The following is an 18,898-nucleotide window of genomic DNA, read 5'->3' on the forward strand; positions in this document are numbered from 1 at the left end:
GGACAGGCCTATGGAGAATAAACGCCTTGATAACGCCGCGCTGGCGGCGGGGATCAGCCCCAGCTATATCAACGCGCACGGGCAGCCGCAGTCGATCGCGGCGGCCACCAAACAACGTTTGCTGGATGCTATGCATCGTACGTCTACTGCCGCGAAAGCGGCGGTAGAACCGCTGCCCAGCGTCAAGGTTTTTACCCACGGTAAAAAAATGCAGCTGTCGGTCGCGGGAAGCGGCGCGTTTCATTGGCTGCTGACGACCGAAGAAGGTAAGCAGTATCAGGGCGAGACGTGCGGCGGCGAAGCGCTCACCCTGCCGGGGCGATTGCCGACGGGCTATCACACCCTGACCCTCACGCGGGACGGCGAACGCTGGCACTGCCGGGCGATCGTCGCCCCGGCGCGTTGCTACGAACCGCAGGCGCTCAAAGAGGGCAAAAAGCTATGGGGCGCCTGCGTACAGCTTTACACCCTGCGTTCTGAGAATAACTGGGGCATCGGCGACTTCGGCGATCTACGCGCCATGCTGCCGGAAATCGCCCGTCGCGGCGGCGCGTTTATCGGCCTCAACCCGATTCACGCGCTCTATCCGGCGAACCCGGAGAGCGCCAGCCCGTACAGTCCGTCATCGCGCCGCTGGCTCAACGTCATCTATATCGACGTCAACGCGGTGGAAGATTTCCAGCGTAGCCCTGCCGCGCAGGCATGGTGGCAGCTTGCGGAAACCCAGCAGGCCTTGCAGACCGCGCGGCAGACCGCTGATGTCGATTATACCGCCGTCACCGCGCTGAAGCTGACCGCGCTGCGTCTGGCGTGGGCTGAGTTTTCTAAGCGTGAAGACGAGCAGATGGCGGAGTTCCGCCAGTTCGTGCTGCGCGAGGGAGAAAGTCTCTACTGGCAGGCGGCGTTTGATGCGCTGCATGCCTGGCAAAGCCAGCAGGATCCAATGCGCTGGGGTTGGCCGGCATGGCCGGAGGCGTATCAGAGTACGAGCAGCCCGCAGGTGAAAGCCTTCTGTGCGGAGCATGCCGATGAGGTGAGCTTCTATCTATGGTTGCAATGGCTGGCTTATACGCAGTTCGCCGCCTGCTGGCACACCAGCCAGCAGGACGGGATGCCGATTGGCCTGTATCGCGATCTGGCGGTCGGCGTCGCCGAAGGCGGATCGGAGACGTGGTGCGATCGCGAGCTGTATTGCCTGAAGGCTTCCGTCGGCGCGCCGCCGGACATCCTCGGCCCGCTGGGACAGAACTGGGGCCTGCCGCCGATGGATCCGCACGTCATGGTTGCCCGCGCCTACGAGCCGTTTATCGAACTGCTACGGGCGAATATGCAAAACTGCGGCGCGTTACGTATTGACCACGTGATGTCGGTGCTGCGTTTGTGGTGGATACCGTATGGCGAAACCGCCGACCACGGCGCCTATGTGCAGTATCCCGTGGATGACCTGCTGGCGATCCTGGCGCTGGAGAGCCAGCGGCACCGCTGCATGGTGATCGGCGAAGACCTGGGCACCGTACCGGTCGAAATCGTCGGCAAGCTGCGCAAAAGCGGGGTCTACTCGTACAAAGTGCTCTACTTCGAGAATGGCCCTGATAAAACGTTCCGCGCGCCGAAGGCTTATCCGCAACAGTCGATGGCGGTCGCGACGACCCACGATCTACCGACGCTGCGCGGTTATTGGGAGAGCGGCGATTTGACGCTTGGGAAGACGCTGGGCCTGTATCCGGATGAAGTGGTGCTGCGCGGATTATATGCCGATCGCGAACAAGCGAAGCAGGGGTTGCTGGATGCGCTGCATCGGCACGGCTGTTTGCCGAAGCGCGCCGGACATAAAGCCTCGCTGATGGCGATGACCTCAACGCTCAATCGCGGGATGCAGCGCTATATCGCCGACAGCAACAGCGCCCTGCTTGGGCTGCAGCCGGAAGATTGGCTGGAGATGGCTTCACCGGTCAACATCCCGGGCACCAGTACCGAGTATCCCAACTGGCGGCGTAAGCTTACCGTGACGCTCGAGCAGATGTTTGCCGATGCGCAGGTGAATAAGCTGATTAAAGACCTGGATAAGCGCCGCAAGGCCCGCTAATCCAGAGAGAATTCCCCGGTGGCGCTGCGCTTACCGGGGCTACTGGTAGATACTGTTATCGGTTTGCAACGGTTTTGGTCGGGGAAAACATGTGCTTTGTGTTAATTCCGGGCACATTGCGCTCCCGATATTTCTTCTGCGTTATGTCTCTCCTGGCGCAGGGAGCGCACAGGGGGCGGCCAGTCGCCGCCGCCCCCTGTACTCCCGGCCTTCCGGGAACGTCTCAGCGATTTTGAGGCCGCCAACACCTGCAGTTTCAGCCAGCATGGTGAATAAATTAAATGCAGGCCGCGCGGACCGTAGGTCAGATAAGGCGCTAGCCGCCACCCGACAAAAACGGCACCGCGGGTAGCCCGGATAAGGCGTTAGCCGCTATCCGGGAAACGAATAATAAAAAGGCCGGGGCGTATGATGCGCACCCGGCCTTTTTTATTTCAGGGAGGGAGGGTTACACCACCATCCCCAGCAGCAGACAACCAACCAGGCCGCACACGGAAATGATGGTTTCCAGCACTGACCAGGACTTGATGGTCTCGCCAATGGTCAGGTTGAAATACTCTTTGAACAGCCAGAAACCTGGGTCATTCACGTGCGAGAAGATGACGCTACCGGAACCCACGGCGATAACCATCAGCTCCGGGCTGACGCCGGTGGTGGCAATCAGCGGCGCGGCGATACCACCCGCGGTGATAGCGGCAACGGTAGCCGAACCCAGTGCAATACGCAGCACCGCAGCAATAGACCACGCCATAAACAGCGGTGACATATTGGATTCGTGCATGATAGAGGCGATGTACTTATCCATGCCGCTATCCACCAGCACCTGCTTAAAGGCGCCACCGCCGCCGATGATCAACAGCATCATGGCAATGATTTTGATAGAGGAGGTCAGCGTATCGTTGATCTGCTCCATGGAGCGGCCGCGGTTCAGGCCGAAAGTGAACAGCGCGATCAGCACCGCAATCAGGGTCGCCATCACCGGGTCGCCGAAGAACTCGGCAACGGGCAGGAAGGCGTGGCCCTTCGGCAGAACCATCTCGGCGACGGCGCGCATCGCCATCAGGATCACCGGTACCAGAGAGGTCCAGACGCTGACGCCAAAGCCCGGCATCTCTTCTTCGGTGAAGGTTTTCGGGTTGTGCAGGCCTTCCGGGATCGGCTTATCAATACCTTTCAGGAAACGGGCGAAAACCGGGCCGGCGAGAATAACCGTCGGGATAGCCAGAATCGTACCGTAGAGCAGCGTTTTGCCCATATCGGCGTGGAAAATTGTCGCGATAGCGGTCGGGCCCGGGTGCGGCGGCAGGAAACCGTGGGTGACGGAGAGCGCCGCGGCCATCGGTACGCCAACGTACAGCAGCGGGATACGCGCGGAGGCGGCGATGGTAAAGACCAGCGGCAGCATCAGCACGAAACCGACTTCATAGAACAGGGCGAAACCGACGGTGAAACCGGTCAGTACAACGGCCCATTGAATATGTTTTTTACCGAATTTATCAATCAGGGTGGTGGCGATACGCTGCGCGCCGCCGCAGTCCGCCAGCATTTTACCGAGCATGGCGCCGAAGCCCATGATCAGCGCGAGGCTGCCGAGCGTGCCCCCGACGCCGTTTTTGATGGATACGATGACTTTATCCAGAGGCATACCCTGCATTAATCCGACGGCGAGCGCCACCAGAACCAGAGCGATGAAGCCGTTCATTTTGAAACGGATCATCAGCAACAATAACAGGGCAACCCCGATAGCTACGATGACTAATGGCATGATTTACCTGGCCTTAACTTGTTATGGGTAACGTTAAAGTCTGAACATCTACAGTATCCGTTCCGCAGAGGAACAAGGATGTCTGGCACCGTAAAGCTGGCTTATACCTGACCCAGAGAAAGGATAGCTGGCTATTTTTTTGTCGGTGGTGCTTGTCGTGGATGATACGGGTAACATGTGAGCTTTGAGAATGCCCTGAACGGGGTAAATTTTAAATATGAGACTTAAGTCATACTCTCTGCCGGGTTTTTGACGTGTCGACTAGTCAGAAATGTTGCGCGGTAACATGCTGGAGGGGAAATTCACCCGGCAAATGGTTGTTGCCGGGCGAGAAGGCGAAAGCTTAGTAGTAGGAGTGCTCGCCGCGCTGGTGTTCGGTCAGGTCGCGCACGCCTTTCAGCTCCGGGAATTCGTTCAGCAGTTGCTTTTCGATCCCTTCTTTCAGGGTCACGTCGACCATTGAGCAGCCGTTGCAACCGCCGCCGAACTGCAGGATAGCCAGCCCGTCTTCGGTGATTTCCATCAGCGAAACGCGGCCGCCGTGGCCTGCCAGCTGTGGGTTGATCTGCGACTGCAGCAGATACTCGACGCGCTCCATCAGCGGGGCATCGTCAGAAACCTTACGCATTTTGGCGTTCGGCGCTTTCAGCGTCAGCTGGGAACCGAGTTGGTCAGTGACGAAGTCAATTTCAGCATCTTCCAGATAAGGGGCGCTGAGTTCATCAACATACGCGGTCAGCTGTTCAAATTTCAGCGCCGTGTCGGTGTCTTCCACCGCATCCGGTGGGCAGTAGGATACGCCGCACTCAGCGTTTGGGGTGCCGGGATTAATCACAAATACGCGAATTTGCGTCCCTTCTTCCTGATTTGCCAGCAGTTTGGCAAAGTGCGCTTGTGCAGCATCGGAAATACGGATCATAGCGTTGGCCTAATAGTTGACTATTTTACTGGGTTATAATACGCCCATCAGCGGGGGTCTACAAGGTACGGCACACACACCATACCTGAACCGTCGCGGCGCCGTTTCGCAAAAGCAGGCGGGAAATCTCGGCGACGGTGCTTCCGGTTGTGACGACATCATCCACAATGGCGATATGGTGGCCCCGAACGGATAATTCAACCTGGAACGCATTTTTCAGGTTCTGCTTACGTAATCTGGCGCTTAACTGGTGCTGCGTTGCGGTACGCCGGGTTCGCGTCAGCGCATCGCCGCGCCAGGCGCAGCCCATCCACCGCGCCAGCGGGCGACATAGCGCCTCGCTTTGGTTAAATCCCCGACGCCACTGGCGGCGCTGCCAGAGAGGCACGCTGATAATCCGGTCCACCGGCGGCAGCGCGCGGTAAAGGCGCAGGCGTAAAAGAAGCAGCCGCGCCAGCGCGGGTCCCAACTCCGGATGAGGGGCAAACTTGAACTGATGTACCAGTCCGCTTAGCGGCGGGGCATAGCTATTCACCGTCACCAGCCGCTGCCAGGGCGGCGGTTTTTGCAGGCAGCGTCCGCAGGGGACGTTAGAGGCCGATGCCGGTAGGCCGCACTGCGGGCAGAGTGATTGTGAGATGAGCAACGAGGCGGTGCAGCGCGAGCAAATCCCCCAGTGAGCGATAGCCAGCGGCATTTGGCATAGCCAGCATAAGCCGTGTGCTGTTAGCATAATTCCCCTCATAGTGATGGAAAGAGAACAGTAACTGATGAATGACATCTGGTGGCAAACCACGGGCGAAGGAAATTGTCATCTTGTGCTGCTGCACGGATGGGGGCTGAATGCCAACGTGTGGGATTGCATCACGCCGGAACTGGCTACGCATTTTACCCTGCACCTGGTGGATCTGCCGGGCTATGGCCGCAGCGGTGGTTTTGGCGCTTTAACGCTTGAAGAGATGGCGCAGCAGGTCGTTGCAAAAGCGCCGGAGCAGGCCATCTGGCTTGGCTGGAGCCTGGGCGGGCTGGTGGCGAGCCTGGTGGCGCTGCAGCACCCGCAACGCGTGCAGGCGCTGGTGACCGTCGCTTCTTCGCCGTGTTTTGGCGCGCGCGACCAGTGGCCGGGGATTAAACCGGAAGTGCTGAGCGGCTTCCAGCAACAGCTGAGTGAAGATTTCCAGCGTACCGTCGAGCGTTTTCTTGCCCTACAAACCATGGGCACCGAAAGCGCGCGCCAGGACGCCCGGGCGCTGAAAAGCACCGTTCTGTCGCTGCCGATGCCGCCTGCCGAGGTTCTCAACGGCGGGCTGGAAATCCTCAAAACCGCCGATTTGCGTCAACCGCTCGCCGCGCTAACCATGCCGTTTTTGCGTCTCTATGGCCGACTGGATGGGCTGGTGCCGCGTAAAATCGTTCCTCTGTTGGATGAACTGTGGCCGCAAAGTGAGTCTATCGTCTTCGAAAAGGCGGCCCACGCGCCGTTTATTTCGCATCCGCAGGCATTTTGCGAACCGCTGATCGCGCTGAAAGAGCGGCTGAATAATTATTTTTAGCGCCGCGTGGTAAATCATCAGGATCGGGCAATACTTAGGTTGTTGCGGTGGTTGATTATTTCGTTTTTGCCGCCGCAAACTAACAATAACAACCTTATGGAGAGTAAAGGCTATGAAACTTGTTACAGGTATTGTTGCATCTCTGGTGATAGGCTCCCTCTCTTTTGGCGCGTTCGCGGCGAAAGAGATCCAGAAAGATGAAGTCGCGAAGATGAATCTGACCAAGGTCGGCAGCATCACGACTTCCCGTACCACGTCGCCGATGGACGCGAAGCGCGATCTGTCGAAGAAGGCGGATGAGTTGGGCGGTAAGTACTTCGTGGTGATTGCCGGCGAGAAGAACGAGAAGACGGTTCACGCGAACGCCGACGTTTATAAGTAAGCCCGATTTTCCCTGCCAGCGCTGTGCCTGGCAGGGCTAGCAAATCGCACCGCAGATAGCCCGGACAAGGCGCTACGCGCCGCCATCCGGGATGTCCATTCAGCGCAAAGACCACCACTCCCGCAGGCAGGCTTTACCCTCCGGGCAGCTTTTACAGCTGCCGGAAAGGCAGCCATCGGCATCTTCGGTCTTTCTGACCGCTTTCCCCATCGCTTCCAGGCGGCTTAACATGGCGTCGATCAGCGGCCGCGGCGTATGCAGGCGGGCGCTCAGCTGTGCGGCTTCCATGCGCCCCTGCAGGGCCAGCATATCGCGTACTTCGATTAACGATGCCATGATGATTGCTCCTTAGTGGCAGTCGCCGGCCGGACTTTGGCAGCAGGACGTCGGGGTTTTACGCGTCGCCAGCAGGGAAACATCCACCCGGCTCCGCGCCCGACGTAACAGGCCAAAGACCACGACGTTAAACAGAATCACCGCCAGAATACACACCAGGCTGTAGCGCGGGTGCTGGCTAAAGCTCACGGTCTGGTAGTAAAGCGTCGATAGCGAGTAGGCGATATTAAGCCCCCACAGCACCGAGAACATCATCCAACCGCGGCTGGATTCACGGGCAATTGCCCCCATCACGGAAATGCATGGAATATAGAGCAGGACGAAAATCAGGTAGCTGTACGCGGCGGCGGCGCTGCCGAATTTGCTGCCCATCACGCCCATGGCGCCGGTTTCCATTTCGCCATCGCCTTTGCTTGCTTCAATCGGGTTCGCCAGCACGCTCAGGCTAAAGGTGTCTTTCAGCCCCTGCCAGGTTTCATCGACGGCGGCCAACAGCTCGTCGCCAAGGCTAAACTCCTGTGGGTTAAACTCTTCATTCTGGATATCTTCCGCGGTGTAGAGGGTGTTCAACGTACCGACCACCACCTCTTTCGCCATCGCGCCGGTAAACAGGCCGACGGTTGCCTGCCAGTTATCTTCGTGCACGCCAATCGGCTTAAACACTGGGGTGATCACTCGGCTAACCGAAGCCAGCGCCGAGTCGTTGATGTTATCGACCACTTTGCCGCTAAGCGAGAAGCTGTTCAGCGCGCTGAGGAAAATACTGACAATCACAATGACCTTACCGGCGCGCAGGACGAAGCCTTTCAGGCGCTGCCAGGTCTGGATAACCAGGCTCTTGATGTGCGGTACGTGATACACCGGCAGCTCCATCACGAACGGCGAGGCTTCGCCGCGCATAATGGTGTATTTGAGCATCAGGCCGGTAAGAATCGCCATCACGATGCCCAGTACGTACAGTGAGAAGACCGCCAGCGCGCCGTTCTGCCCGAAGAAGGCAGCGGCGAAGACCGCAAAAATCGCCAGTCGCGCGCCGCAGGACATAAATGGCGCCATCATGATGGTCATCAGCCGTTCACGCGGCGCATCCAGCGTACGGGCGCCCATTACTGAAGGCACGTTACAGCCGAAACCAACGATCAGCGGCACGAAGGATTTCCCCGGCAAACCTAACGCCTGCATCAGGCGGTCCATTACGAAGGCCGCGCGCGCCATATACCCGGAGTCCTCAAGGAAAGAGAGGAACAGGTACATCATGCCGATTTGCGGCACCAGCGGCAGCACGGTATTGATACCGCCGCCCAGCCCTTGCGCGAGGAACACGGTCAGCCAGTCCGGGAAGTGCAGGGTGTAGCCCAGCCACTGGATGCCGTGAATGAAGATAGCCACCGAACCGGCGTCGAAAATCGGCTGCAGGGCGCCGCCGATGTTGATAGCCAGCAGGAACATCAGGTACATCACGAACAGGAATATTGGTAAACCTAGGAAGCGGTTAAGGATAATTTTATCCATTGCCGTGGTGAAGCGGCTCGGCTCGGCGGTCAGGGTGTTACTGACGGCATCGCATACCGCGGCAATGCTTTGATAGCGGGCATCGGCGATGTACAGCGCCGGATCGTCCATCTCGCCGCTCAGGTTGGCCAGCGCCAGATCGAGTTTGTCGGCGGCGTTTCCGGCGAAGGCGCGGCTATAAATATCGCCTTCCAGCATCTGCAGCCCCAGCCAGCGGCGTTGACGCAGCGGCATATCATCAGGCATCGCCTGCGCCAGCATATCGGCTTCGCGCTGCAGGGATTGCGGATAGTGCACCAGTTCCAGCGGCTGATTGTGTTCATGGCGGTCAAGCGCCATTTTCAGCGCTTCGATGCCGCGGCCGCGGGTGGAGACCAGCGGGATAACCGGGCAGCCGAGACGGGCCGCCAGCGCGTCGACGTCGATGCGGATTTGCTGTTTTTCGGCAATATCGAGCATGTTTAGCGCGACGATGCAGGGAATACCCAGCTCCAGCAGCTGCAGGGTCAGATAGAGGTTACGTTCCAGGTTCGAGGCGTCGATGACGTTAATCAGCAGATCGGCATCGCCGCTGAGAATATAGTGACAGGCAATCTGTTCATCGAGCGACGTTTGCGAGGAGATGGTGGTCAGCGAATAGGTTCCCGGTAGGTCGACCAGGGTGACCTGGTGGTCGGTGGTGGCGAAGGCGCCTTCTTTGCGCTCAACGGTGACCCCCGCCCAGTTCCCCACCCGCTGGCGCGCGCCGGTTAGCTGATTGAATAACGTTGTTTTGCCGGAATTAGGATTACCAATTAAACCAACGGTTAATTTTTTCATTTTTCAGACTCTTAGTGCTGGGTCAGGTGTTATTGCGCAACCGCTTCCAGTTCAATTAACGCGAGGTCTTTTTTACGTAATACCAGGCTCACCCGCCGGGTCTCAATATGAATAGGATCGCCCAACGGCGCCACGCGCACGACATGAAACGAAGAGCCGGGCAACATTCCCAGGGAGAGCAGTTTCTGCCGATAAGCCGGGCTAATATCGCGGGAAAAACCGGTGATTTTCCACGCACTATCAGGAGTGAATTGCATAGGGCCTACTTGTTATCGCTAACCGAAAAGAGAATTTCCAGGCGCGGCTATTAAAGCGGCGCTGGGGACTATAGCCAACGAAGAAGAATAAAACTTAACTGATAACGATGATAATGAGAATGGTTTGTATCATCAATACATGACATGGATAATAAATGCGGTTTTCCGGGGAATTTGCTTATTTTTTGATATGACGCAAGAACGTTGCTGTAGCTAAAAATAAGGGAAAAATTAATTTATTCACTTAATGTTTAATAAAGGTTTCATTGGTTAACAGAATGAAACTTTATAAATTTCGAACTTATTAAAAGGTTACTGGAATATATTAATCGAGGCTCAGGCATTAAAAAGCGGAAAATTGCCCCTCGTATTGAGGGGCAGGGAAGGATTAGCGTTTTTTGCCCATCGCGGCGGCCAGCGCATCCATCATCGCGCTGTTGCCGGCTGGCTGAGCATCGCGACCGCGCGGCTTCGCCGCTTTTGCCGCCGGGCGGTTACCCTGCGGGCGATCGTTGCCGCCGCCGCGGCGCGCGTTGCTGTCGCCCGGCTGTTCATCGAGTCGCATCGTTAACGCGATGCGTTTACGCGGCAGGTCGACTTCCATCACCTTCACTTTGACGATATCGCCCGCTTTGACCACCGTATGCGGGTCTTCAACGAACTTATTCGACAGCGAAGAGATATGGACCAGGCCATCCTGATGCACGCCGATATCGACGAAGGCGCCAAAGTTGGTGACGTTGGTGACCGCGCCTTCCAGAATCATCCCCGGCAGCAGGTCGTTCATCGTCTCAACGCCGTCGGCGAACTGGGCGGTTTTAAACTCAGGACGCGGATCGCGGCCCGGTTTTTCCAGCTCTTTGATGATATCGGATACCGTCGGCACGCCGAACTTATCATCGGTAAAATCAGAGGCTTTCAGGTTGCGCAGCTCGCTGCTGTTGCCCATCAGATCTTTCAGCGCCTGCTGGGTAGCGGCCAGAATACGCTCGACCACCGGGTAGGCTTCCGGGTGAACGGTTGAGGCGTCCAGCGGGTTGTCGCCGTGGTTAATACGCAGGAAGCCGGCGCACTGTTCAAAGGCTTTTGGCCCCAGACGGCTAACCTTCAGCAACTGCTGGCGGTTATGGAACTGGCCGTTCTCGTCGCGCCAGGCGACGATATTCTGCGCCATCATGCGGGTCAGGCCGGCGACGCGGGTCAACAGCGCCACCGAGGCGGTGTTAAGGTCAACGCCGACGGCGTTAACGCAGTCTTCCACCACCGCATCCAGCTTACGCGCCAGCTGCGTCTGGCTAACGTCATGCTGATACTGACCGACGCCGATTGATTTCGGATCGATTTTCACCAGCTCGGCCAGCGGATCCTGCAGACGGCGGGCGATAGAGACCGCGCCGCGTAGGGAAACATCGAGGTCCGGGAACTCCTGCGCCGCCAGTTCGGAAGCCGAGTAGACCGACGCGCCGGCTTCGCTGACGATTACCTTCTGGGCGGTCACTTTCGGGAACTGTTTTTGCACGTCGAGGAAGAAACGCTCGGTCTCGCGGGAAGCGGTACCGTTGCCGATAGCCACCAGCTCAACGTTATGTTTCTCGCACAGCGCCGCCACCACGACGGCGGCTTTAGCCGCCTGGCCGGTATGCGGGTAGATGGTATCGGTGGCCACCAGTTTGCCGGTGCCGTCGACTACCGCCACTTTGACGCCGGTACGCAGGCCCGGATCGAGGCCCATGGTGGCGCGCAGGCCGGCAGGCGCGGCCATCAGCAGGTCATGGAGGTTACGGGCGAATACGTTAATCGCTTCGTCTTCCGCGCGTTCGCGCACGGTGCCCATTAATTCGGTTTCGAGGTGCATCAGCACCTTGATGCGCCAGGTCCAGCTGACGACGCCTTTGCGCCAGCTGTCCGCCGGGGCGTTGTTCAGGCGCAGGCCGAGATGATCGATAATGATCTGCTCGCAGTGGCTCTCTTTCGGCGGCTCGTCAAACTGCGGGTCGGCGTTGAGCGACAGCTGCAGCACGCCCTCATTGCGCCCGCGGAACATCGCCAGCGCGCGGTGCGACGGCACGGAAGCGATCGGTTCATGGTGGTCGAAGTAATCGCGGAATTTAGCGCCTTCTTCTTCCTTGCCGCTGACGACGCTGGCCACCAGATGGGCGTTTTTCCACAGATAATCACGTACTTTCGCCAGCAGGGCGGCGTCTTCCGCGAAGCGTTCCATCAGGATATAGCGCGCGCCGTCGAGAGCAGCTTTGCTATCCGCCACGCCTTTATCGGCATCGATATAGTTTGCCGCTTCGGTTTCCGGATCGTGGGAAGGCTCATTCCACAGCAGATCGGCCAGCGGTTCGAGACCGGCTTCAATGGCGATTTGCCCGCGGGTGCGGCGTTTAGGTTTGTACGGCAGGTAGAGATCTTCGAGCTCGGTTTTGCTGAGGGTGGCGTTGATGGCTTTTTCCAGCGCTTCGCTGAGCTTGCCCTGTTCGCCGATCGATTTGAGGATCGCCTGGCGGCGGTCTTCCAGTTCGCGCAGATACCCGAGGCGAGTTTCCAGATTACGCAGCTGCGTGTCATCCAGACCGCCGGTGACTTCCTTACGATAACGTGCAATAAACGGCACGGTGTTCCCTTCATCAAGCAGGCGAACGGCAGCTTCTACCTGTTCGGCTCTGGCCTGAAGTTCACCCGCAATAATGCGGCAGAGCGAATCATTCATCATCGGTTTTATTCATCATTAGGGTCAAAATCAGGGGATAGTTATACGGGCTGCCAGGCTAAAATGCCAGCCGCGACCGGGTTCTCTCGGAATGTTCCGGCGCTATTTCACGTATTCAATTTCATTGACGTACCAGCTGGCTTCGCCCGCCGGGGTGTTAACGATAGCCAGGTCGCCCACCTCTTTCTTCAGTAAAGCGCGCGCCATTGGCGAATCGATAGAGATATAGTCTTTGCGGCCGAAGATTTCATCGTAGCCGACAATGCGAAAGCGCTTGGTATCACCATCGTCGTTCTCGATTTCCACCCACGCGCCGAAGAAGACTTTACCTTCCTGCTGCGGGGAATAATCGACGATTTTGAGATTTTCCAGACACTTGGTGAGATAACGCACCCGGCGGTCGATTTCGCGCAGGCGCTTTTTATTGTACTGATAATCGGCGTTTTCGCTGCGGTCGCCAAGACTCGCCGCCCAGGTCACTTTCTTGGTGACTTCCGGGCGCTCTGTACGCCACAAGTAATCCATCTCTTGCTTCAGTTTTTCATACCCTTCACGGGTGATCAGCGGCGTTTTCATCTGTGGTTCATCCAAAATAATCTCGTCCCGCCGTACCTTAACCAGCCGTTTCGGCAAGGTAAAGCGCCAGGCGCAGAAATCGCGGCTACTGGCTGCGGGTAAAAATGGTAATCACCTGATCAATATGATTTTTCATTGCTTTTTTTGCCGCACGTACGTCGTGAGCCTCAATGGCTTCAAGGATCGCGCGATGCTCCTGTTCCGAGCGATGTGGCATATCGTCCGGGGTGTAATGGCGCTGCAGCATGCGGAACATACTGCCGTAGCGGTGGCCGAGCAGGTGGCCGATGATAAACGCGTACGCCGGGTTGCCGCTGGCCTGAGCGATACGGATATGGAACAGGCGGTCGCCGGGATGGGTGGTTGAACCGGCACGGTTATCGCGACAGTTTTGCTCAAAGGCCTCGCGGATAGCGGCCAGCTCTTCGGCGCTGGCGTGGCGCGCCGCCAGCGCGGCGGTTTCCGGTTCGATTAACAGGCGCGCCTGCAGCAGAGAAAAGGGCGGGAGTTCGGCGTTAAAATCAAGGTCTATGTTGAGTTCGTCGTCGATCTCCGTCCACTGGTCGCGACCGGCCTGCGCCATCACCGGTTCTTTGGTGGCGGCGAGCGGCGTCTGCGATTTGACGATTACCCCGTTGCCGACGCGCACGTCCACCAGGCCAATCACCTCCAGCGCAATCAGCGCTTCACGTACCGATGCGCGGCTGACGTTCAACTGCTGGGCTAAATCTCGCTCAGACGGGAGACGACTGCCGGGCGGAAATTCGTTGTTCTCAATTAATCGCTTGAGTTGGTCTGCTATCTGTCTGTAAATCCTTGGGTTTTCCAGTCTGGTAATCGGCATGTTTCACCTTTGCTCATGCGATAGACAGTGATAAAGCGCACAAATATTGGCCAGCACACTTGAGTGTTTGTTAGTCGAGTGTAATTAATTGGTTAACCAATGTGCCGTTTGTGGCCGTTTTTGCAACATCTAAGCTTCACGATAGCGGGTTATGCCTGACTTGTCATGCGAAAGGTCAGGCCTTTGACTACCACCAATGGCCTGACCATTAGTCCTTTAGACCAGGGGAGAGAAATGGAACTAACCGGAAAACGCGTTCTGATTACCGCCGCAGGGCAGGGGATTGGCAATAGCTGCGCGCGGCTATTTGCCGCCGCTGGCGCGGAAGTGATTGCCAGCGATATCAACATTGCCGGATTGAGCGATATCCCCGGCGTGCAGCCGCTGCAGCTGGATGTCACCCGCGCCGACGCTATTGCCGCCGCTGCGGAAACGCTGGGCCCGCTGGATGTCTTGTTCAACTGCGCCGGGGTGGTGCATAGCGGCAGCATTCTTGAATGTAGCGAGCGGGAGTGGCAGTTCGCTCTCGATCTGAATGTCACCGCCATGTTCCACACGATTCGCGCCTTTTTGCCGGCGATGATCGCCCGCGGTGGCGGCTCGATTATCAACATGTCATCGGTGGCTTCCAGCGTGAAAGGGGTACCAAACCGCTTCGCCTACAGCGCCAGTAAAGCGGCGGTCATTGGCCTGACCCGCTCGGTGGCGGCGGATTTCGTCACCCAGGGCATTCGTTGTAATGCGATTTGTCCGGGCACCGTCGATTCACCTTCGCTGCGCGGACGTATTGCCGAGCAGGCGCGTGAACAAGGGTTGAGCGAAGAGGCAGTTTATGAGGCGTTTGTCGCCCGCCAGCCTATTGGCCGCATCGGCAAGCCGGAAGAGATCGCCCAGCTGGCGCTGTATCTGGCTTCCGACGCCAGCGCCTACACCACCGGTACGGTACAGATTATTGACGGCGGCTGGAGCAACTAACCGTACGGCGCTTTATTTCACTATCAGGAAAACGCATGAAATTACTTCGTTTTGGCAATCCCGGCAGCGAGCGTCCGGGCGTACTCGATAACGACGACCGCCTGCGCGACCTGTCGCAATATATTAACGATCTGCGCGGCGACGCGCTGCTGCCGGAGAGTCTGGCGCGTCTGCGCCAGCTGGATCTCTACAGCCTGCCGTTGGTTGAAGGCAATCCGCGTATTGGCGCCTGCGTCGGCGGTATCGGTAAGTTTATCTGCATCGGCCTGAACTATGCCGATCACGCCGCAGAGACCGGCGCCGACATTCCACAGGAACCGGTGGTATTCAGCAAGTGGACCAGCGCGGTGGTCGGGCCTAACGACAACGTGATTATCCCGCGCGGTTCGCAAAAGACCGACTGGGAAGTCGAATTAGGGGTGGTGATTGGCAAAGGCGGGCGCTATATCGACGAGCGCGACGCCATGCAGCACGTTGCTGGCTACTGCGTGATTAATGACGTCTCCGAGCGCGAGTATCAAATCGAGCGCGGCGGCACCTGGGATAAGGGCAAAGGCTGCGACACGTTCGGGCCGACCGGCCCCTGGCTGGTGACCGCCGATGAAATCCCCGACCCCAACTCCCTCAACCTGTGGCTGGAGGTCGATGGCAAGCGCTATCAGGACGGCAACACCCGCACCATGATTTTCAAAGTGCCCTATATCATCAGCTACCTGAGCCGCTTTATGAGCCTGCAGCCGGGCGATGTCATCTCCACCGGCACGCCGCCGGGGGTGGGGATGGGCCAGAAACCGCAGCCGGTTTATCTACGCGCCGGCCAGACTATTCGTTTGGGCATTGAAGGGTTGGGCGAACAGCAGCAGCTGACCGTGGAGGACAAACAATGACGCAAATTACCGCCCTGCGGGTAGAGGATATTCGCTTCCCCACTTCGCAGCAGTTGGACGGCTCCGATGCGATGAATCCCGATCCGGATTACTCCGCCGCCTACGTGATCCTCGAAACCGACAATCCTAAGCTCACCGGTCACGGGCTGACCTTCACCATTGGCCGCGGCAACGAAATTTGCTGCGCGGCGATTCAGGCGCTGGAGCATTTAATCGTCGGCGAGCAACTCGAGACGATCGCCGACGATATGGGCTCCTTCTGGCGGCGCTTTACCAGCGATAGCCAGCTGCGCTGGATTGGCCCGGACAAAGGCGCGATTCACCTGGCGACCGGCGCGGTGGTCAATGCGGTGTGGGATCTGTGGGCGAGGGCCGAAGGCAAACCGGTCTGGCGACTGGTCGCCGATATGAGCCCGGCCGAGCTGGTGCGCTGTATCGATTTTCGCTACATCACTGACTGCATTACCCCGGAGGAGGCGCTGCGCCTGCTGGAAAGCCGTGAGGAGGGCAAAGCCCAGCGTCTCGAACAGCTACAGGCGCAGGGTTATCCGTGTTACACCACCTCAGCGGGCTGGCTGGGTTACGGTGATGAAAAACTGCGTCGCCTTTGTCAGCAAGCGGTGGACGCCGGTTTCTCGCATATCAAGCTGAAGGTCGGGCGCGACATTGAAGACGATATCCGCCGCGTGCGCATTGCCCGGGAAGTGATTGGCCCCGAGCGGAAACTGATGATTGACGCCAACCAGGTATGGGAAGTGGATGCCGCGATTCCGTGGGTCAAAGCGCTGGCCTTCGCCAACCCGTGGTTTATCGAAGAGCCGACCAGCCCGGATGATATCGAAGGTCACCGCAAGATCCGCGAGAACATCGGCGCGGTGAAGGTCGCCACCGGCGAGATGTGCCAGAACCGGATTATGTTCAAACAGTTCATTATGCGCGGCGCGATTGACGTGGTGCAGATCGATGCCTGCCGGTTAGGCGGCGTCAACGAAGTGCTGGCGGTGATGCTGATGGCGGCGAAGTACAACCTACCGGTTTGCCCGCACGCCGGCGGCGTCGGACTGTGCGAATACGTCCAGCACCTGTCGATGATTGACTACCTGTGCATCGCCGGTACCCATGAAGGGCGGGTGATTGAGTTTGTCGACCATCTGCACGAGCACTTCCTGCACCCTTGCGAAATCCGCGGCGCAGCTTATATGCCACCGCAGGCGCCGGGCTACTCGATTGAAATGCATCAGGCTTCTATCGAGCAGTACCGCTACCGTGGAGAAGCGCATGTTGCGCATTGACGCCCACCACCACTACTGGCGCTATCAGCCACAGGATTACCCGTGGATTGATGACGACATGCCGCAACTGCGCCGGGATTTTTACCCCCCGCAGCTCCAGCCGCTGCTGGCGCAGCACCAGCTCGATGGCGCGGTGGTAGTGCAGGCGCGTCATGACGAAAACGAAACCGCCTGGCTGGTGGCGCAGATTTCTCAAGCAGTAGGCGTACGCGGCGTGGTGGGCTGGCTGGATATTACCGCCGCGGATCTCGAAGACAAGCTGACGCAGTGGCGCGGCCAGCTGTGCGGATTGCGCCATCAGGTGCAGGATGAAGCCGACCCGGCAGCGTGGCTTGAGTGCGAGGCGGTCTCGCGAGGAATGCAGCAGTTGCAGCGCCAGGGCTATAGCTGGGATCTGTTGGTTACCCATCGTCATCTCGCGGCGGCGGCACGCTTTGCCGCCCGCCACGATGACCACTGGCTGGTGCTCGATCATTTCGGCAAGCCGGATATCGCGCGCGGCGCGGCCCACTGGGCCGAACAGGCGCGGCCGCTGGCCGCATTACCGCATGTGGTGGGCAAACTTTCCGGCCTGGTGACCGAAGCTGGGCGCGGATGCTGGACTGAGGAACAGCTACTGCCTTTCTTCGACGCCGCGCTGGAGCTGTTTGGCCCACAGCGGCTGATGTTTGGTTCCGACTGGCCGGTATGCCTGCTGGCGGCGGAGTACCGCCAGGTTTACCAGCTGTGCGAAACGGCGCTGGCTCCGCTGACGGAAACGCAGCGGTCAGCTATTTGGGGCGGCACTGCCTGTCGGGTTTATGGTTTAACGGAGGCGAAGCGTGGATCTATTTCTTAAAGACAAAGTGGTTATCGTCACCGGCGGCGGCTCGGGGATCGGCGCGGCCGTGACGCAACTGCTGGCGGAAGAGGGGGCGGTGCCGGTCATCGTCACTAACGCCCTGCCAGAGCAGGGGTTTATGGATAGGTTGAAGCAAATCGCGCCGCAAAGTGAGCTCATTATCGCCGACCTGTGCCAGGAGGCCGAATGTGCCGGGGCGGTAGGTCAGGTGCTGGCGCGATTTGGCCGCATTGATGCGCTGGTGAATAACGCCGGAGTGAACGATGGCGTAGGGCTCGAGGCCGGGCGTGAGGCGTTTCTCGGATCGCTTGAGAAAAACCTGATCCACTACTACCAGATGGCTCACCTGTGCCGCGAAGCGTTAGAGGCGGCGCGGGGCGCTATCGTCAATATCGCCTCGAAAACCGCGCTCAGCGGCCAGGGCGGCACCAGCGGCTATACCGCGGCGAAAGGGGCGGTGCTGGCATTAACCCGTGAATGGGCGGTATCGCTGCGCGAGAGCGGCGTGCGCGTCAACGCGGTGGTTCCGGCGGAAGTGCTGACGCCGCAGTACCAGCGCTGGATAAATACCTTCCCCGATCCGCAGCGGCAGATGGCGGCGATTAACCAACGCATTCCGCTGGGCAAACGCATGACCACGCCGGAAGAAATCGCCAACACCGTGGTGTTTCTTATCTCCTCGCGCGCGTCGCACACTACCGGGCAGTGGCTATCGGTGGACGGCGGATATTTGCATCTCGACAGGGCGCTGTCATGAACGCCATCGCCGCGCGGCGGCGGCTGTGTCAGGCGCTGGATTTAGTCGATTCGGCGGAGAAAATCGCCGAATACCAGCGTCTGCATGAACGTATTTGGCCGGAAGTCGCCGGGCACCTGCGCGCCCATGGCGTGCTGGATATGGAGATTTACCGGCTTGGCACGCGGCTGTTTATGGTGATGGAGGTCGCCGGGGATTTCGATGGCGAACGCTTTGCTCAGCACAGCCTGAACCACCCGGTCATTCAGCGCTGGGAAGCGCTGATGTGGCAATACCAGGTTCCCACCCCCTGGACGCCGGCAGGCGAAAAATGGGTGTCGATGGAGCGCATATTCTCTTTGCAGGATCAATAAAACAACTCTGTACTCTACTGAGGATCTC

The 18,898-nt window shown here is 58.6% G+C and carries 18 protein-coding genes; 9 read left to right on the forward strand and 9 right to left on the reverse strand.

What is annotated here, in order from left to right; genetic code table 11:
• Positions 1 to 10: 10 nt before the first annotated feature.
• Complete coding sequence (gene malQ / locus ABLV78_RS01660) at positions 11 to 2,086, forward strand: 4-alpha-glucanotransferase (RefSeq protein ID WP_047047948.1); 2,076 nt, start codon at positions 11 to 13, stop codon at positions 2,084 to 2,086.
• Positions 2,087 to 2,534: 448 nt separating this feature from the next.
• Here the strand turns inward: malQ and gntT are convergent, their stop codons facing one another.
• The 3 genes from gntT to gntX form a co-directional block, all read right to left on the reverse strand.
• Positions 2,535 to 3,851: a gluconate transporter gene (gene gntT / locus ABLV78_RS01665; protein WP_015369355.1), complete on the reverse strand. Its 1,317-nt coding sequence runs from the start codon at positions 3,849 to 3,851 to the stop codon at positions 2,535 to 2,537.
• Between the two features lie 343 nt (positions 3,852 to 4,194).
• A complete protein-coding gene (gene nfuA, locus ABLV78_RS01670; protein ID WP_015369356.1) occupies positions 4,195 to 4,770 on the reverse strand; it encodes a Fe-S biogenesis protein NfuA in 576 nt (191 codons plus the stop codon).
• A gap of 58 nt (positions 4,771 to 4,828) precedes the next feature.
• Positions 4,829 to 5,503 (reverse strand): DNA utilization protein GntX, encoded by a 675-nt coding sequence (gene gntX, locus ABLV78_RS01675; RefSeq protein WP_047047951.1) that lies wholly within the window; start codon positions 5,501 to 5,503, stop codon positions 4,829 to 4,831.
• 37 nt (positions 5,504 to 5,540) lie between these two features.
• Here gntX and bioH point away from each other — a divergent pair, with 37 nt between their 5' ends.
• Positions 5,541 to 6,323 (forward strand): pimeloyl-ACP methyl ester esterase BioH, encoded by a 783-nt coding sequence (bioH, locus tag ABLV78_RS01680; protein WP_047047954.1) that lies wholly within the window; start codon positions 5,541 to 5,543, stop codon positions 6,321 to 6,323.
• Between the two features lie 112 nt (positions 6,324 to 6,435).
• Entirely contained in the window at positions 6,436 to 6,705 is a 270-nt protein-coding gene (locus ABLV78_RS01685; RefSeq protein ID WP_015369359.1) for a YdgH/BhsA/McbA-like domain containing protein, read from the forward strand.
• 99 nt (positions 6,706 to 6,804) lie between these two features.
• On the opposite strand, the gene feoC is transcribed toward ABLV78_RS01685, so the two are convergent.
• From feoC to ABLV78_RS01715, 6 genes are all read right to left on the reverse strand, one after another.
• Complete coding sequence (gene feoC / locus ABLV78_RS01690; RefSeq protein WP_047047957.1) at positions 6,805 to 7,041, reverse strand: [Fe-S]-dependent transcriptional repressor FeoC; 237 nt, start codon at positions 7,039 to 7,041, stop codon at positions 6,805 to 6,807.
• A gap of 12 nt (positions 7,042 to 7,053) precedes the next feature.
• On the reverse strand, positions 7,054 to 9,372 hold the full coding sequence (feoB, locus tag ABLV78_RS01695) for a Fe(2+) transporter permease subunit FeoB (RefSeq protein ID WP_088389903.1): 2,319 nt from the start codon (positions 9,370 to 9,372) through the stop codon (positions 7,054 to 7,056).
• Between the two features lie 29 nt (positions 9,373 to 9,401).
• A complete protein-coding gene (gene feoA / locus ABLV78_RS01700; protein ID WP_015703677.1) occupies positions 9,402 to 9,629 on the reverse strand; it encodes a ferrous iron transporter A in 228 nt (75 codons plus the stop codon).
• A 388-nt stretch (positions 9,630 to 10,017) separates the two neighbouring features.
• The gene (locus ABLV78_RS01705; RefSeq protein ID WP_015703676.1) at positions 10,018 to 12,348 is read right to left on the reverse strand and encodes a Tex family protein; all 2,331 of its coding nucleotides are present in this window, start codon (positions 12,346 to 12,348) and stop codon (positions 10,018 to 10,020) included.
• A 99-nt stretch (positions 12,349 to 12,447) separates the two neighbouring features.
• Positions 12,448 to 12,921, reverse strand: coding sequence for a transcription elongation factor GreB (greB, locus tag ABLV78_RS01710; RefSeq protein WP_015703675.1), 474 nt, complete (start codon positions 12,919 to 12,921; stop codon positions 12,448 to 12,450).
• An 85-nt stretch (positions 12,922 to 13,006) separates the two neighbouring features.
• On the reverse strand, positions 13,007 to 13,765 hold the full coding sequence (locus ABLV78_RS01715) for a FadR/GntR family transcriptional regulator (RefSeq protein WP_047047964.1): 759 nt from the start codon (positions 13,763 to 13,765) through the stop codon (positions 13,007 to 13,009).
• 234 nt (positions 13,766 to 13,999) lie between these two features.
• Here ABLV78_RS01715 and ABLV78_RS01720 point away from each other — a divergent pair, with 234 nt between their 5' ends.
• The 6 genes from ABLV78_RS01720 to ABLV78_RS01745 are packed head-to-tail and all read left to right on the forward strand — an operon-like array spanning position 14,000 to position 18,870.
• Complete coding sequence (locus ABLV78_RS01720) at positions 14,000 to 14,740, forward strand: SDR family oxidoreductase (protein WP_015703673.1); 741 nt, start codon at positions 14,000 to 14,002, stop codon at positions 14,738 to 14,740.
• Between the two features lie 35 nt (positions 14,741 to 14,775).
• Positions 14,776 to 15,627, forward strand: a complete 852-nt coding sequence (locus ABLV78_RS01725; RefSeq protein ID WP_047047967.1) for a fumarylacetoacetate hydrolase family protein — start codon at positions 14,776 to 14,778, stop codon at positions 15,625 to 15,627.
• Complete coding sequence (locus ABLV78_RS01730; RefSeq protein WP_047047970.1) at positions 15,624 to 16,919, forward strand: L-fuconate dehydratase; 1,296 nt, start codon at positions 15,624 to 15,626, stop codon at positions 16,917 to 16,919. The genes ABLV78_RS01725 and ABLV78_RS01730 overlap by 4 nt, the downstream gene beginning before the upstream one ends.
• Positions 16,906 to 17,757, forward strand: coding sequence for an amidohydrolase family protein (locus ABLV78_RS01735; protein ID WP_047047973.1), 852 nt, complete (start codon positions 16,906 to 16,908; stop codon positions 17,755 to 17,757). Before ABLV78_RS01730 ends, ABLV78_RS01735 begins: the two co-directional genes overlap by 14 nt.
• Entirely contained in the window at positions 17,741 to 18,517 is a 777-nt protein-coding gene (locus ABLV78_RS01740) for an L-fucose dehydrogenase (protein WP_047047976.1), read from the forward strand. Before ABLV78_RS01735 ends, ABLV78_RS01740 begins: the two co-directional genes overlap by 17 nt.
• Complete coding sequence (locus tag ABLV78_RS01745) at positions 18,514 to 18,870, forward strand: L-rhamnose mutarotase (protein WP_047047979.1); 357 nt, start codon at positions 18,514 to 18,516, stop codon at positions 18,868 to 18,870. Before ABLV78_RS01740 ends, ABLV78_RS01745 begins: the two co-directional genes overlap by 4 nt.
• Positions 18,871 to 18,898: the final 28 nt, after the last annotated feature.

The sequence above is a fragment of the Klebsiella sp. CN_Kp075 genome (assembly GCF_040065055.2).
GTDB lineage: Bacteria > Pseudomonadota > Gammaproteobacteria > Enterobacterales > Enterobacteriaceae > Klebsiella > Klebsiella aerogenes.

Bases quoted from the DNA above. Each gene is read 5' to 3' on its own strand.
- malQ (WP_047047948.1), top strand. From the start codon at position 11: ATGGAGAATAAACGCCTTGATAACGCCGCGCTGGCGGCGGGGATCAGC.
- gntT (WP_015369355.1), bottom strand. From the start codon at position 3,851: ATGCCATTAGTCATCGTAGCTATCGGGGTTGCCCTGTTATTGTTGCTG.
- nfuA (WP_015369356.1), bottom strand. From the start codon at position 4,770: ATGATCCGTATTTCCGATGCTGCACAAGCGCACTTTGCCAAACTGCTG.
- gntX (WP_047047951.1), bottom strand. From the start codon at position 5,503: ATGCTAACAGCACACGGCTTATGCTGGCTATGCCAAATGCCGCTGGCT.
- bioH (WP_047047954.1), top strand. From the start codon at position 5,541: ATGAATGACATCTGGTGGCAAACCACGGGCGAAGGAAATTGTCATCTT.
- ABLV78_RS01685 (WP_015369359.1), top strand. From the start codon at position 6,436: ATGAAACTTGTTACAGGTATTGTTGCATCTCTGGTGATAGGCTCCCTC.
- feoC (WP_047047957.1), bottom strand. From the start codon at position 7,041: ATGGCATCGTTAATCGAAGTACGCGATATGCTGGCCCTGCAGGGGCGC.
- feoB (WP_088389903.1), bottom strand. From the start codon at position 9,372: ATGAAAAAATTAACCGTTGGTTTAATTGGTAATCCTAATTCCGGCAAA.
- feoA (WP_015703677.1), bottom strand. From the start codon at position 9,629: ATGCAATTCACTCCTGATAGTGCGTGGAAAATCACCGGTTTTTCCCGC.
- ABLV78_RS01705 (WP_015703676.1), bottom strand. From the start codon at position 12,348: ATGATGAATGATTCGCTCTGCCGCATTATTGCGGGTGAACTTCAGGCC.
- greB (WP_015703675.1), bottom strand. From the start codon at position 12,921: ATGAAAACGCCGCTGATCACCCGTGAAGGGTATGAAAAACTGAAGCAA.
- ABLV78_RS01715 (WP_047047964.1), bottom strand. From the start codon at position 13,765: ATGCCGATTACCAGACTGGAAAACCCAAGGATTTACAGACAGATAGCA.
- ABLV78_RS01720 (WP_015703673.1), top strand. From the start codon at position 14,000: ATGGAACTAACCGGAAAACGCGTTCTGATTACCGCCGCAGGGCAGGGG.
- ABLV78_RS01725 (WP_047047967.1), top strand. From the start codon at position 14,776: ATGAAATTACTTCGTTTTGGCAATCCCGGCAGCGAGCGTCCGGGCGTA.
- ABLV78_RS01730 (WP_047047970.1), top strand. From the start codon at position 15,624: ATGACGCAAATTACCGCCCTGCGGGTAGAGGATATTCGCTTCCCCACT.
- ABLV78_RS01735 (WP_047047973.1), top strand. From the start codon at position 16,906: ATGTTGCGCATTGACGCCCACCACCACTACTGGCGCTATCAGCCACAG.
- ABLV78_RS01745 (WP_047047979.1), top strand. From the start codon at position 18,514: ATGAACGCCATCGCCGCGCGGCGGCGGCTGTGTCAGGCGCTGGATTTA.